Below are 14,098 nucleotides of genomic sequence, written 5' to 3' on the forward strand. Positions count from 1 at the left end.
CTTCACGCACCCACGCGGTCCCTCTCCACCGGACAGCTCATGCACCGGGGCCCACCCCGTCCCCTCCCCAGCTCACTCCCCGGAATCTCGATCACTTCGATCCCCCGCTTGCGCAGATGCGTGTTGGTGGTGGAGTTCCGCTCGTAGGCGATGACGACCCCGGGCTCCACCGCCAGGACGTTGCACCCGTCGTCCCACTGCTCCCGCTCCGCCGCGTGCACGTCCTGCGTGGCGGTCAGCACCCGGATCTCGGTGAGCCCCAGCGCGGCGGCGATCGCCCGGTGCATGTGCTCCGGCGGATGATCGGTGACCTTCAGCTCCTTGTCCCCGGCGCCGGGCTCGATCGTGTAGGAGCGGAGCATGCCGAGCCCCGTGTACTGGGTGAACGTGTCGCCGTCGACCATGGTCATCACCGTGTCGAGGTGCATGAAGGCGCGGCTCTTCGGCATGTCGAGCGCGACGATGGTCCGGGCCGAGCCGGCGGCGAAGAGCTTGGTCGCGAGCATCTCGACGGCCTGGGGCGTGGTCCGTTCGCTCATGCCGATGAGCACCGCGCCGTTGCCGATGACGAGCACGTCGCCGCCCTCGATGGTGGACGGGTAGTCGGACTGGCCCTCGGACCAGAGGTGGAAGTCCTCGTCACGGAACAGCGGGTGGTGCCGGTAGATCGCCTCGAAGTGCACGGTCTCGCGCTGACGCGCGGGCCAGCGCATGGCGTTGATGGAGACCCCGTCGTAGATCCAGGCGGAGGTGTCGCGGGTGAACAGGTGACTGGGGAGGGGCCACAGGAGGAAGTCGTCGAGTTCCATCACATGGAACCGCACGGAGGTCGGCTCCGGATGGGCTTCGAGGAACTCCCGCTTGGTCATGCCGCCGACGAGGGCCTCGGCGAGCTCGGCGGAGGGGAGGGCGTCGAAGGTGGCCCGGAGGTGGTCGGTGGCGAGCGGACCGTACTCCTTCTCGTCGAAGACCCGGTCCAGGACCAGGGACCGGGCCGCCGGGATGTCGAGGGCCTCGGTGAGCAGGTCACCGAAGAGATGCACGGTCACCCCGCGGTCGCGCAGCACGTCGGCGAACCCGTCGTGCTCCGCGCGCGCCCGCCGTACCCACAGCACGTCGTCGAAGAGGAGCGCGTCCTTGTTGCTCGGGGTGAGCCTTTTGAGCTCGAGATCGGGCCGGTGCAGAATGACGCGCCGCAGCCGCCCGGCCTCGGAATCGACGTGGAATCCCATGCCTCCATCCTGACCATTCGGGCACGCGTTCACCCCTCGTTCGCGCCGAATCGGACGGATACCGATCCGGGCCGGCACCGATCCGGGCCGGCTGGTTCGAGGCCTCGCGGCACGGGGCCCCCTTACAGGCGGGGGTCCACCGGCTCGGACTCCAGGGCCAGCACCGCGAACACCGCCTCGTGCACCCGCCACAGCGGCTCGCCCTCCGCCAGGCGGTCCAGGGCCTCGAGGCCCAGGGCGTACTCGCGGATCGCCAGGGAGCGCTTGTGGTTCAGGAACCTCTGGCGGAGCCGGGCGAGGTTGTCCGGGCGCGTGTACTCCGGGCCGTAGATGATCCTGAGGTACTCACGGCCACGGCACTTGATGCCCGGCTGCACCAGGCGGCCGGCCGTGCTGCGGACCAGCGCCTGAACGGGCTTGACGACCATGCCCTCGCCGCCCCGGCCCGTCAGTTCCAGCCACCAGTCGACCCCGGCCCGCACCGACTCCGGGTCGCCGGTGTCGACACGGAGACGACGGGTCGTCTGCAGCAGGCCGGTTCCGTCGTCCTCGACCATGCGGTCGATCAGCGCCAGCTGCTCGTCGTGCGGCACGGCCGCGAGGCTGCGGCCCTGCACCGCCAGCAGCTGGAACGGGGCCAGGCGGACGCCCTCCAGACCGTCCGTCGTCCAGCAGTAGCGGCGGTAGGCCGCCGTGAAGGCCGTCGCGTCGGCAGCACGTGCGCGCTGGCGGGCCAGCAGGCCGACGACGTCGACGCCCCGGGCCGCCGCGCCCTCCAGCGCGGCCAGCGCGCCCGGGAACGCGGCACCGGACGCGGCGCCCACCGCCGCGTACTGGCCGCGCAGCAGTCCCGACGCCTTCAGCGACCACGGCATCAGCTCCGCGTCCAGCAGCAGCCAGTCCGTCTCGAGTTCCTCCCACAGGCCCGCGGCACCGATCGCCGTGCGCAACCGGCCGAGGATCTGCTCCGTCACCGACTCGTCGTCGAAGAACGGGCGGCCCGTGCGCGTGTAGAGCGAACCCGTCGGACCGTCGACGCCGAAGCGCTTCCGGGCCGCCTCCGCGTCCCGGCACACCAGAGCCACCGCCCGCGACCCCATGTGCTTCTCCTCGCACACGACCCGCTCGACACCGTCCTCCCGGTACTGCGCGAAAGCCTCCTCCGGGTGCTCCAGGTAGCCCTCGGCACGCGAGGTGGCCGTAGGCGCCATGGTCGGCGGCAGATACGGCAGCAGCCGCGGGTCCACCGCGAAGCGGCTCATGACCTCCAGGGCCGCCGCCGCGTTCTCCTCGCGGACCGAGACCCGGCCCGCGTGCCGGGTCTCCACCACCCTGCGGCCGTGGACGTCCGCCAGGTCCAGCGGACGGCCCTCGTGGCCGCCGGGCGCCTCGGTGGCCGGCGGCCGGGCCGGCTCGTACCAGGCCCGCTCCGCCGGTACGTCGACCAGCTCCCGCTCAGGCCAGCGCAGCGCGGTCAGCTTGCCGCCGAACACCGCGCCGGTGTCCAGGCAGATGGTGTTGTTCAGCCAGGTGGCCTGCGGGACGGGCGTGTGGCCGTACACCACCACCGCCCGGCCCCGGTAGTCCTCCGCCCACGGGTAGCGCACCGGCAGCCCGAACTCGTCCGTCTCCCCCGTGGTGTCGCCGTACAGCGCGTGCGAGCGGACCCGGCCGGAGGTGCGGCCGTGGTACTTCTCGGGCAGGCCGGCGTGGCAGACGACCAGCCTGCCGCCGTCGAGGACGTAATGGCTGACCAGTCCGTCGATGAACTCCCGTACCTGCTGCTTGAACTCCTCGCTCTCGTCCTCCATCTGCGCGATGGTCTCGGCGAGTCCGTGCGTGTGCTGGACGTTGCGGCCCTTGAGGTACCGCCCGTACTTGTTCTCGTGGTTGCCCGGCACGCACAGCGCGTCGCCCGACTTCACCATCGACATCACGCGGCGCAGTACGCCCGGGCTGTCCGGGCCGCGGTCCACCAGGTCGCCGACGAAGACCGCAGTACGGCCCTCGGGGTGCACGCCGTCGACGTAGCCCAGCTTGCCGAGCAGCGCCTCCAGTTCCGAGGCGCAGCCGTGCACGTCGCCGATGATGTCGAAGGGGCCGGTGAGGTGGGTCAGGTCGTTGAAGCGCTTCTCGGTGACGACGGTCGCGTTCTCGACCTCCTCCACTCCCCGCAGGACGTGCACCTTGCGGAAGCCCTCGCGCTCCAGGTGCCTGAGCGAACGGCGCAGTTCGCGGGTGTGGCGCTGGATGACCCGGCGGGGCATGTCCGCCCGGTCGGCGCGGGCCGCGTTGCGGTCGGCGCACACCGCCTCCGGTACGTCCAGCACGATCGCGATGGGCAGGACGTCGTACTGCTTGGCCAGGTCGATCAGCTGACGGCGGGCGTCCTGCTGCACGCTCGTCGCGTCCACGACGGTGCGACGGCCGGCCGCGAGGCGCTTGCCGGCGATGTAGTGCAGGACGTCGAAGGCGTCCCGGGTGGCGCCCTGGTCGTTCTCGTCGTCGGACACCAGGCCGCGGCAGAAGTCGGAGGAGATGACCTCGGTCGGCTTGAAGTGCCTGCGGGCGAAGGTCGACTTGCCTGATCCGGAGGCGCCGATCAGCACCACGAGGGAGAGGTCGGTGACGGGCAGGGTGCGCCCCTTGGTCTCGGTCACGGTCATGCTGCCTTCCCCTCCTTCGCGATGGTCGTGGTGGCGGTGGTCGTCGTGATCAGGGTGAACACGGCCATCTGCGTGGGCGGCCCCACCTCGGGGTCGTCGGGGCCCACCGGCCGGAACTCGACGGTGTATCCGTGCCGCTCGGCGACCCGGACCGCCCAGGCGCGGAACTCCTTCCGCGTCCACTCGAAGCGGTGGTCGCCGTGCCGTACGTGGCCGGCCGGCAGGCTCTCCCAGCGCACGTTGTACTCGACGTTCGGCGTCGTCACGAGGACCGCGCGCGGGCGGGCCGCGCCGAACACCGCGTACTCCAGGGCGGACAGCCGGGGCAGGTCGACGTGCTCGATCACCTCGCTCAGCACGGCGGCGTCGTACCCCTTGAGCCGGCGGTCGGTGTACGCGAGCGAGCTCTGGAAGAGCTTGACGCGGGACGCCTGCCGCTCCCCCATGCGGTCCAGTTTCAGCCGCCGGGAAGCGATGGTGAGCGCGCGCATCGACACGTCGACACCGACGATCTCGGTGAACCGCGCGTCCTTCAGCAGTGCCTGCACCAACCGGCCCTGCCCGCAGCCGAGGTCCAGGACCCGGGCGGCGGCGGACTCCTTCAGCGCCGCGACGATGGCCTCCCTGCGCTGCATGGCGAGCGGGACCGGCTTCTCCTCCGTTCCGGTCTCCTCCTCGACCGCGTCGTCGGCCCCTTCGGCCGCGTCGTCGGCGTCCAGGACGGCGTTGTCGATCTCCTCCACCTCGCTGTCGTCCGCTTCCGCGAGCCGCACCAGCTCCAGCCGCTCCACCGCCTGCCGGGTCAGCGACCAGCGGCGCGCCAGGTAGCGGCTGGTGATCAGCTTCTGCTCCGGGTGGTCGGGCAGCCACCCCTCACCGGCCCGCAGCAGCTTGTCGACCTCCTCGGAGGAGACCCAGTAGTGCTTGGCGTCGTCGAGGACGGGCAGCAGCACGTACAGATGGCGCAGGGCCTGCGCCAGCGTCAGGGTGCCGGACTCCAGAACGAGACGCACGTAGCGGGAGTCGCCCCACTCCGGGAACTCGGCGTCCAGCACGACCGGTTCGGCGGTGACTGCCCATCCCAAGGGCTCGAACAGCCGCTCTACGAGGGCCGGTCCGCTGCTCTTGTCCGGCTCCGCCTCCGGGACGCCGAAGCCGGTGGCGAGCGGCCGACCATGCTCAGCCCTTCGGGCCTCCGCGCGCTCGTCCGCTCGACACCGGCGCGCCCCTGCGGCTCCGCGGGCCGGCAGCGCGGGTATCTCGATGCGCAACGGCAGCGGCTGCTCGGCGCGCCCCGGCAGGGCCTTGCACACGCCCCGCATCGCGGTGGAGAACACGTTGCTCAGCGCCACGGCGAGCAGGGAGGACGCCGCGTAGGGGCGGTCGTTGACGTACTGCGCGAGCGCCGCGTCGGGCGCGCCGCCGCGGCCCTTGCCCTTGCCCCTGCGCACCAGCGCCACCGCATCGACCTCCAGCAGCAGCGCGGCCGTGCAGCGCTCGGCATCCGCCTCGGGGTAGAGGACGTGCGCCGTGCCGTAGGAGGTGGAGAACGCCTGCGCGGTGCCGGGATGCTTGTGCAGCAGGAAGCCGAGGTCGGTCGCGGGGCGTTCGGGCGTGCCGGTAGTGCCGATGGTCAGGAACATGCTCTGAGTCTCCCGGTCCCGGGGCACCGAGGACCACCGGATTTCGAACCGTGCCGCCCCACCCCGAGGGGCGGGGCGCACACGTCCCCGGAGGCCGTCCGGGCTACTTCACCTGGGACTGGACCCGGGAGGAGATCAGCTCCAGGTGGTCCAGGTCGTCCAGGTCGAGGACCTGGAGGTAGACACGTTGGGCGCCGATCTCCGCATACCGGCCGATCTTGTCGACGACCTCGGCCGGGGTGCCGGCCAGGCCGTTGGCCTTCAGCTCGTCGACCTCGCGGCCGATCGCGGCGGCACGGCGCGCCACCTCCTGGTCGTCCTTGCCGACGCAGACCACGAGTGCCGTTGAGTACGTCAAGGCGTTCGCGTGCCGTCCGGCCTCCTCCGCGGCGGCACGGACCCGGGCGAACTGACGCTCGCTGTCCTCGATCGACCCGAACGGGATGTTGAACTCGTCGGCGTACCGGGCGGCGAGCCGCGGGGTGCGGGTGGCGCCGTGGCCGCCGATGAGCACCGGGACCCTGTTCTGGGCGGGCTTGGGCAGGGCGGGCGAGTCGGTCAGGTCGTAGTACTTCCCGTGGAAGTCGAAGGTCTCGCCGGTCTTGGTCGCCCACAGCCCGGTGACGATCTCCAGCTGCTCCTCGAGGCGGGCGAACTTCTCCGTCGGGAACGGGATGCCGTACGCCCTGTGCTCTTCCTCGAACCAGCCCGCGCCCAGGCCCAGTTCGACGCGTCCGCCGGACATCCGGTCGACCTGGGCGACCTGGATGGCGAGGACGCCGGGGAGCCGGAAGGTGGCGGCGGTCATCAGCGTGCCGAGGCGGATGCGCTTGGTCTCACGGGCGAGGCCCGCCAGGGTGATCCAGGCGTCGGTGGGGCCGGGGAGGCCGTCCACGTTGCCCATCTTCAGATAGTGGTCGGAGCGGAAGAAGGCATCGAAGCCGAGGTCCTCGGTGGCCTTGGCGACGGCGAGGAGCGTGTCGTAGGTGGCGCCCTGCTGGGGCTCGGTGAAGATGCGAAGATCCATACCTCCATCCTGCACGGTCGATCACCGGTCGACCGAACCCGCCCGCTGCCGCCCTGCGGCCCCGGGCGGGTGAAAATCCGTCCATCCGACGGGCTGATCTGCGGAAGATCGGTGACCGTGTCCAGTGGTGATCGTTGCTGGTGCGGAGCCGGACCGCCCGGCACCCGTCGCCGGCGGCCGCGCCCGGGGGCGTCAGGGCCGAGGAGGTCTCATGCCCCAGCACATGCCCCAGGAAGCCGTGTCCCCCGGCGGGGTGCCGCAGGTGGCTGCCTCCGGGCAGCCCGAGGGGCTGCTGGAGCGGATGGAGAGGCTGATGGCGGACTCAACGCGGACCTGACGGAACTGGGGGCGGAGCTGCGGGGGCCGAGGACCGGCGACGGCGACCGAGGTCGAGCCGCCGCACTCCTGCCCGGGGCCGGGGCGCGGACGGTGCCGTCACTCAGCCGGGCGCCCGGTCCCGCTCGCGTATCTCACCGTCTCTCGCCGCCAGTCTGCGCAGCATCTCCCTGACCCGGTCCCTCGACTCGTCCGCCGCGTCTATCGCCTCCATGCACTGCCAGTACGTGCCCTCGTCGTCCGCCGCGCTCGCCACCGCGACGAGGGCCATGCCCAGTTCCATGAGGAGGGAGCCGAGGTCAAGGAGCGCCTTGCGGGCGTCGCCCAGCTCGGTGAGCTGGGCCGCGCGCAGATCGGCCACGTCCACGGGCGGCGTGTCCAGCACGCCGCAGCCCCTGCCCGCCAGCTCCGTCAACCCCAGTGCCTCGCCACGCAGTTCGGGTGGGCCCGAGACCGCCAGGCGGCTGCCGATCGCCTGTGCCAGGGCGTACGCCTGCCACGCCTCCGCCATGATCCTCGGCCCGTCCTCGCTCCCCGCCAGGGCGCGCCTGCTCGCCACGATGAGCCGCACCGCATCCATGCCCTGCCCCCGCTCTGTCCGACGCGCGCTCCCGCACGTCTGCCCGAACTCCGGTGTCCACTACCCAGAGTGAGGGCAGTCGGGCCGAAAAGCCAGAGCTGGTACGAAATCTGTGGACAACCTGGGGGATGTGGACAACTCGACGACTTCGGAGAGTGACGATCCGAGCTCTTGTGATCATTCCTTCCCGGGCGCCGGAAACCTCTCCTCGTTGCGGTCGATCTTCGCGTCCAGTGCCGCCAGCGCGTCGATGCCCAGTACCTCGCAGAGCTGGAGCAGGTACGCCAGGACGTCCGCGACCTCGTCCGTGACCCGGTGGGCCGTGTCCGGGTCCTCCATGACGCGCGCGGACTCCTCCGGCGTCAACCACTGGAAGACCTCGACGAGTTCGGACGCCTCCACACTGAGCGCCGCCACCAGGTTCTTGGGGGTGTGGTACGGCTGCCAGGCGCGGGCGGCCGCGAAGTCGGCGAGCCGGCGCTGCAGCCGCGCCACGGTCAGGTCCCTGCGCCGCCCGGATTCCTCTGTCACGCGCTCAGGTCTACCACCGTCACCCCGTCCACCCCCGCCGCCAGGGACGTCTCGCTCACCCCGCCCACCAGCCGGATGTGGCCCCGCTCGCACATCCGCGCCGCCAGCCGGAGCAGTTCGCGTGCCTGGAGCCGGTCCATGCGGCGGTCGAAGCCGTCCGCCAGGACCGTGAGGGTCTGCAGCGCCGCCGGCACCTCTCCCACCGGGTCGACCTCCAGGACGCCCGGGCCGGTGAGCAGGACGAGGGCCAGGGCCACGTACCTCAGTTCGCCGTCGCCCAGCAGCTTCAGCGGGGTGCGCTGTCCGTCGCCCCGGTCGAGCAGCGCGCGGACCGTGCCGTCGCCGAGCGGCTCCGCCAGCAGGTCGACGACCTCCCCCGCGCACCCGGCAGCGACCGCCGCCGTCAGCAGAGCGTGCCTCCGGCCGCACTCCGCACGCGTGCGCCACAGGACGTCCGCGAGGTTGGAGCAGTCCGGCAGCAGCCGGCCCGCGCCCAGCGGGACGGGGGCACGCATCCGGCGGGGGCTCGGGTCGCAGGCGAAGACCGAGCGCAGGGCGACCACCATCTGCTCGGCGGCGGCGAGCACCCGGCGCTGGCCGTCGGTCTTGCCCGCGACCCGCAGCGGCAGCAGGGCCGTGCCGAGACGGTCGTCGGGAAGCGGCCCCCGGGTGACCGGGGAGGCGCCGGCGGTGTGCCAGGCCGCCTGCACCACCGGGCGGCTCGGGTCGCGCAGTGCGGTCTCCAGCAGGACGAGACCGCCGGACGTCAACCGTTCGCCGACGATGCGCAGTTCGGGCTCGGCCTGCACGGCGACGTCGAGCCGGACGGGCCCTTGAGGACCGTCGGCCGTGCAGCCGATCCGGAAGCCGCGCCGCCACTGGGCATCGGGCCGCGCCCGCTCGGGGACGCAGGCCACCGGGTCCGGGAACACCTCGGCCAGCTCCGCACCGCCGCCGAGCCGCGCGAGCGCCCCGTACGCCTGCAACGCGCGTGACTTGCCCGAACCGCTCGGCCCGGTGAACAGCGTCAACGGGCCCAGTGGAAAGGTGGCCCGCCGATGCCCGGCGAAGGCGGACAGCCGCAGTTCGGTGACGTACGGCCGGTCCGGACGCGGGTCGGCGGCAGCGGCTTGCTCAGGGGCAGCGGGCACGGATGGCGCAGGTGACGGGGTCATATCCGGGACCGTAGGTCTCCTGCCGACCGGCGAACCGTTCCGGCCCCGCGGGCTTCCTACGATCGAGCGACCGGCCGGGCCCGTCGGGGACTCGCACCATGGCTCAGACCCCCGGAACCCCTGCCTCCTGCATCAGTCCCCGTACCTCCGTGCCCGGCGGCGTCAGCAGGAACACGTTGCGGTCCACCCGGTGCATCCCGCTGGACAGGCCGAAGACGACGCCCGTGCTGAAGTCCAGGACCCGCTTGGCGACGTCCGTCTCCGCGCCGGTGAGGTCGAGCAGGACCGGTACGCCCGCCATCAGGGTCTCGGCGACGTCGCGGGCGTCCGCGAACACATTGACCCTCAGGACGACGAAGCGGCGGCGCGCCTCGGTCTGCGCCTCGGGCAGCGCGCGGTGGTCGACCGCTGACGGCCAGGCGTCCCGGCCCCGCAGCGGAACCACCTGAGCGAGCCCTTCCCACTGTTCGTCGGTGACATCGTGCCTGTTCACCGGCCCTCCCCGTGTCGGCTCGCACTCATCGTCTGCACCGGGCAATTCTTGCGCATGGTCACCCGTTCGGCCCAACAGCGACACGGACCGCGACACTCCCTTCGGTCACCCGGGCCGGACGGCGCCCCTCCAGTACCACGCCGGCGTCGCCTCACACCGGCCCCGTGCCCGGTGTGCAGCGCGTGTAACGGCTCAAGATCGCGGCGCGTGACATCCGCGTAACGGGCAATTCGTACGGTCGTCGATATGACCACGAGCCCCGGAACGCAGCAGATACGGACCGTCTGCTCGTACTGCGGCGTCGGCTGCGGGATCGTGCTCGACGTCGCGACCGGTCCCGATGGCCGCCGTCGTGTCGTCAAGGCGTCCGGCGACAAGGAGCACCCGGCCAACCGCGGCCGGTTGTGCACCAAGGGCGCCACCACCGCGGACATGCTGGCCGCGCCCGGGCGGCTGACCACGGCGCTGGTGCGCGACGACCGGGGCGCGGAGCCGGTGCCCGCTCCCGTGGACGCGGCCGTGCGCGAGACCGCCCGCCGACTGCGGGAGATCGTCGACGAGCACGGTCCGGACGCCGTCGCGTTCTATGTGTCGGGCCAGCTGAGCCTCGAGGCGCAGTACCTCGCCAACAAACTGGCCAAGGGCTTCGTGCGGACCAACCAGATCGAGTCGAACTCGCGGCTGTGCATGGCGAGCGCGGGCGCCGGCTACAAGCTGTCGCTGGGCGCCGACGGGCCGCCGGGATCGTACGACGACCTGGACGAGGCGGATGTCTTCCTGGTCATCGGCTCGAACATGGCCGACTGCCATCCGATCCTGTTCCTGCGTCTGATGGACCGGGTCAGGGCGGGCGCCAAGCTGATCGTCGTCGACCCCCGGCGCACCGCGACCGCCGCGAAGGCGGACCTCTTCCTGCAGATACGCCCCGGCACCGACCTCGCCCTGCTGAACGGGCTGCTGCACCTGCTGCACGAGAACGGGCACACGGACGAGGGCTTCATCGCCCGGCACACCGAGGGCTGGGAGGCGATGCCCGCCTTCCTCGCCGACTACACGCCCACCGCGGTCGCCGGGAGCACCGGTCTGACCGAGGAGGACATCCGTCGGGCGGCCCGGCTCATCGGCGAGGCGAAGGAGTGGACGAGCTGCTGGACCATGGGGCTCAACCAGTCCACGCACGGAACCTGGAACACCAACGCGCTCGTCAACCTGCACCTCGCGACCGGCGCGATCTGCCGTCCGGGCAGCGGCCCTTTCTCCTTGACCGGGCAGCCCAACGCCATGGGCGGCCGCGAGATGGGCTACATGGGGCCGGGGCTGCCGGGTCAGCGGTCGATGCTCGTGGAGGAGGAGCGGGCGTTCGTCGAGGAGCTGTGGGGGCTCCAGCCGGGCGCGTTGCGTGCGGACGGGGTGGGGCGCGGAACCGTCGAGATGTTCCAGAAGATGGCGGACGGCGATATCAGGGCCTGCTGGATCATGTGCACCAACCCCGTGGCCTCCGTGGCCAACCGGAAGACGGTCATCGAGGGCCTGGAAGCCGCCGAGTTCGTCGTCGCCCAGGACGTCTTCGCCGAGACCGAGACCAACGCCTACGCCGACGTGGTCCTGCCCGGCGCGCTGTGGGCCGAGGCAGAGGGCGTCCTCGTCAACAGCGAGCGCGGGCTCACCCTGGCCCGGCCCGCGCTGGACCCGCCGGGCGAGGCGACGGCCGACTGGCGGCTGATCGCGGCGGTGGCGCGCGAGATGGGGTACGCGGAGGGCTTCTCCTACGACAGCGCCGAGGAGGTCTTCGAGGAGATCAAGCGCGCCTGGAACCCGAAGACGGGCTGGGACCTGCGCGGGGTGACCTACGACCGGCTGCGGACCGGGCCCGTGCAGTGGCCGGCCGCCCGGGAGGACGGTCCGGCGCGCAATCCGATCCGGTACGTCGACGGCGGGCTGGCGTTTCCCACTCCGAGCGGCCGGGCGGTGTTCCACGCGCGGCCCCACCTGCCGCCCGCCGAACTGCCGGACGACGACTTCCCGTTCCTGCTGAACACCGGGCGGGTGCAGCACCAGTGGCACACGCTGACCAAGACGGGGAAGGTCGAGAAGCTCAACAAGCTCAACCCGGGGCCCTTCGTGGAGGTGCACCCCGAGGACGCGGCAGCGCTCGGGATCGCGGACGGCGACCGGGTGGAGGTGGCCTCGCGGCGCGGGCGGGCCGTGCTGCCGGCGGTGGTGACCGACCGGGTGCGGCCCGGGTGCTGTTTCGCCCCGTTCCACTGGAACGACCTGTTCGGCGAGTATCTGAGCGTCAACGCGGTGACAAGTGACGCGCTCGACCCGGTCTCCTTCCAGCCGGAGTTCAAGGTGTGCGCGGTGGCACTGGCGAAGGTGGCCGAGCCGGCGAGCCCTCCAGCGGCCCCCGTCCCGGCGGTCACGCGGGTCCCGGTGCCCGTCGCCCCGACCGCCGCCGACCCCTTCGGCCTCACCCCCGCCCCTCCGCCGGTCCTGAGCGCCCAGGAGCGCCAGTACCTCACCGGCTTCCTCGCGGGCCTCGGTTCCGGCGCCCCCGGGGTACCCGTGCTGCCGCCGGACGCGCCCTTCGCCCCGGAGCACGCCCTGTGGGTCAACGGCGTCCTCGCCGGCATGTACTCCCGGGCCGGCAGCGCGCCCGAGGAGCGGGAGCCGGCCGGCCGTGAGGTCGTCGTGCTGTGGGCCTCGCAGACCGGGAACGCGGAGGAGTTCGCCACGGCAACCGCCCAGCGGCTCTCCGCGACCGGACACCGGGCCACCCTGGTCGGCATGGACGAGGCCGACGTGGGCCAACTCGCGCGCGATTCCGATCTGTTGCTGATCACGAGTACCTTCGGCGACGGCGACGCGCCCGACAACGGCTCCGGTTTCTGGGACGCCCTCTCCGGTCACGAGGCTCCGCGCCTCGACGGTGTCCGCTTTGCCGTGCTGGCCTTCGGCGACTCGTCGTACGACGACTTCTGCGGACACGGGCGCCGTCTCGACGCGCGCCTGCAGGAGCTGGGCGGAGTGCGCCTCGCGCCGCGCACCGACTGCGAACCCGACTACGTGCCGTCCGCGGACGCCTGGCTCGAGTCGGTCCTCGCCGCGCTCGGCGGCGCCCCGGCGGCGGCCCCCGCGCGGCCGAAGCCGGGCAAACCCGCACCGGCGACCGCCCGCCTCGTCGGCAACCGGCTGCTCAGCCTGCCCGGAGCGGGCAAGGAGGTGCGCCGGTTCACCTTCGACACCAGCGGGACCGGTCTCACGTACGAGACCGGGGACGCGCTCGGTGTGCGCCCCGTCAACTCCCCCGCGCTCGTGGAGGAATGGCTGGACGTGACGGGCATCGACCGCGCCGCCGCCGTCGAGCTCGCGGGAGCCGGCGAGGTGCCCTTCGCCGAAGCCCTGCTCAGGCATCTCGACATCACCCGGATCACCCCGGACCTGCTGCGCTTCGTCGCCGAACGCACCCGCGACGACCGGGAGCTGCGGCAACTGCTGCGCCCGGACAACAAGGACGGCCTGGCGCGCTGGTGCTGGGGCCGGCAGGCCGTCGACGTGGCGGCCGAGTACGCGGTGCGGGCGTCGGCCGAGGAATGGGCAGGAGTGCTCAAGCGGTTGCAGCCGCGGCTGTACTCGATCTCCTCCAGCCCGCTCGTCGACCCCCACCGGGTGTCGCTGACCGTGTCCGTGGTGCGCTACGAGAGTCTGCGCGGGCGGCCCCGCGCCGGGGTGTGCGGCGGCTTCCTCGCCGACGCGGAGCCCGATGCGCCGGTGCCGGTCTTCGTCCAGCGCTCGCCCCACTTCCGGCCGCCGGCGGACGGCTCGACCCCGATGGTGATGGTCGGGCCCGGCACCGGTGTCGCCCCCTTCATCGGTTTCCTCCAGGAACGCCGCGAACTCGGGCACACCGCTCCGAACTGGCTGTTCTTCGGCGAGCAGCACCGCGCCACCGACTACTACTACGAGGAGGAGCTGACGAAGCTGCGGGTGGACGGCGTGCTCACGCGTCTCGACACCGCCTTCTCCCGCGATCAGCGCGCCAAGGTCTACGTCCAGGACCGGATGCGCGAGCACGGTCCCGAGCTGTGGCACTGGCTCCGGGACGGCGCCCGCTTCTACGTCTGCGGGGACGCCTCTCGCATGGCCAGGGACGTCGACCGGGCGCTGCGGGACATCGCCGTCCTGCACGGCGGCCTGAGCGAGGCGGAGGCGGCCGCGTACGTGAAGCAGCTCGCGGCGGAGAAGCGGTATGTGCGGGACGTCTACTGAGGCGGTGCGCGCGTGCCTCCACGGCGGCCGACAGGCAGAGGGCAACCGTCGGCGCAACCCCCCGTACGAACTCTCTTCACCTCGCTGCTACCGGGCTCTTCACCTCCGGGCGCTCGGCGTTCATGATCTCCTCCTAGCGTCCTTCC

At 72.2% G+C, this 14,098-nt stretch carries 10 protein-coding genes; 2 read left to right on the plus strand and 8 right to left on the minus strand.

The window, feature by feature from the left end; genetic code table 11:
* Positions 1 to 2 precede the first annotated feature (2 nt).
* From AB0N14_RS16730 to AB0N14_RS16745, 4 genes are all read right to left on the minus strand, one after another.
* Positions 3 to 1,232 (minus strand): arginine deiminase, encoded by a 1,230-nt coding sequence (locus AB0N14_RS16730; protein WP_366026383.1) that lies wholly within the window; start codon positions 1,230 to 1,232, stop codon positions 3 to 5.
* Between the two features lie 122 nt (positions 1,233 to 1,354).
* Complete coding sequence (locus AB0N14_RS16735) at positions 1,355 to 3,898, minus strand: polynucleotide kinase-phosphatase (RefSeq protein WP_366026384.1); 2,544 nt, start codon at positions 3,896 to 3,898, stop codon at positions 1,355 to 1,357.
* Complete coding sequence (locus tag AB0N14_RS16740) at positions 3,895 to 5,541, minus strand: 3' terminal RNA ribose 2'-O-methyltransferase Hen1 (RefSeq protein WP_366026385.1); 1,647 nt, start codon at positions 5,539 to 5,541, stop codon at positions 3,895 to 3,897. Before AB0N14_RS16740 ends, AB0N14_RS16735 begins: the two co-directional genes overlap by 4 nt.
* Before the next feature lie 103 nt (positions 5,542 to 5,644).
* A complete protein-coding gene (locus AB0N14_RS16745) occupies positions 5,645 to 6,568 on the minus strand; it encodes an LLM class F420-dependent oxidoreductase (RefSeq protein WP_366026386.1) in 924 nt (307 codons plus the stop codon).
* A gap of 211 nt (positions 6,569 to 6,779) precedes the next feature.
* Here AB0N14_RS16745 and AB0N14_RS16750 point away from each other — a divergent pair, with 211 nt between their 5' ends.
* Positions 6,780 to 6,905, plus strand: a complete 126-nt coding sequence (locus AB0N14_RS16750) for a hypothetical protein (RefSeq protein WP_366026387.1) — start codon at positions 6,780 to 6,782, stop codon at positions 6,903 to 6,905.
* Positions 6,906 to 7,007: 102 nt separating this feature from the next.
* Here AB0N14_RS16750 and AB0N14_RS16755 read toward each other — a convergent pair whose 3' ends face one another.
* From AB0N14_RS16755 to AB0N14_RS16770, 4 genes are all read right to left on the minus strand, one after another.
* Positions 7,008 to 7,484: a DUF6099 family protein gene (locus AB0N14_RS16755; RefSeq protein ID WP_366026388.1), complete on the minus strand. Its 477-nt coding sequence runs from the start codon at positions 7,482 to 7,484 to the stop codon at positions 7,008 to 7,010.
* Between the two features lie 177 nt (positions 7,485 to 7,661).
* Positions 7,662 to 8,015 carry a nucleotide pyrophosphohydrolase gene (locus tag AB0N14_RS16760; RefSeq protein ID WP_366026389.1) on the minus strand — a complete coding sequence of 118 codons (354 nt, stop codon included), beginning with the start codon at positions 8,013 to 8,015 and terminating at the stop codon, positions 7,662 to 7,664.
* A complete protein-coding gene (locus AB0N14_RS16765; RefSeq protein ID WP_366026390.1) occupies positions 8,012 to 9,190 on the minus strand; it encodes an ATP-binding protein in 1,179 nt (392 codons plus the stop codon). The genes AB0N14_RS16760 and AB0N14_RS16765 overlap by 4 nt, the downstream gene beginning before the upstream one ends.
* A gap of 103 nt (positions 9,191 to 9,293) precedes the next feature.
* Complete coding sequence (locus AB0N14_RS16770; protein ID WP_366026391.1) at positions 9,294 to 9,683, minus strand: cell division protein SepF; 390 nt, start codon at positions 9,681 to 9,683, stop codon at positions 9,294 to 9,296.
* A 246-nt stretch (positions 9,684 to 9,929) separates the two neighbouring features.
* Between AB0N14_RS16770 and AB0N14_RS16775 the strand changes: the two genes are divergently transcribed.
* On the plus strand, positions 9,930 to 13,952 hold the full coding sequence (locus AB0N14_RS16775; protein WP_366026392.1) for a bifunctional nitrate reductase/sulfite reductase flavoprotein subunit alpha: 4,023 nt from the start codon (positions 9,930 to 9,932) through the stop codon (positions 13,950 to 13,952).
* Positions 13,953 to 14,098: the final 146 nt, after the last annotated feature.

Origin of the sequence: Streptomyces sp. NPDC051104 (assembly GCF_040682835.1) — a bacterium.
In the GTDB taxonomy this organism is placed as follows: Bacteria; Actinomycetota; Actinomycetes; order Streptomycetales; family Streptomycetaceae; genus Streptomyces; species Streptomyces cynarae.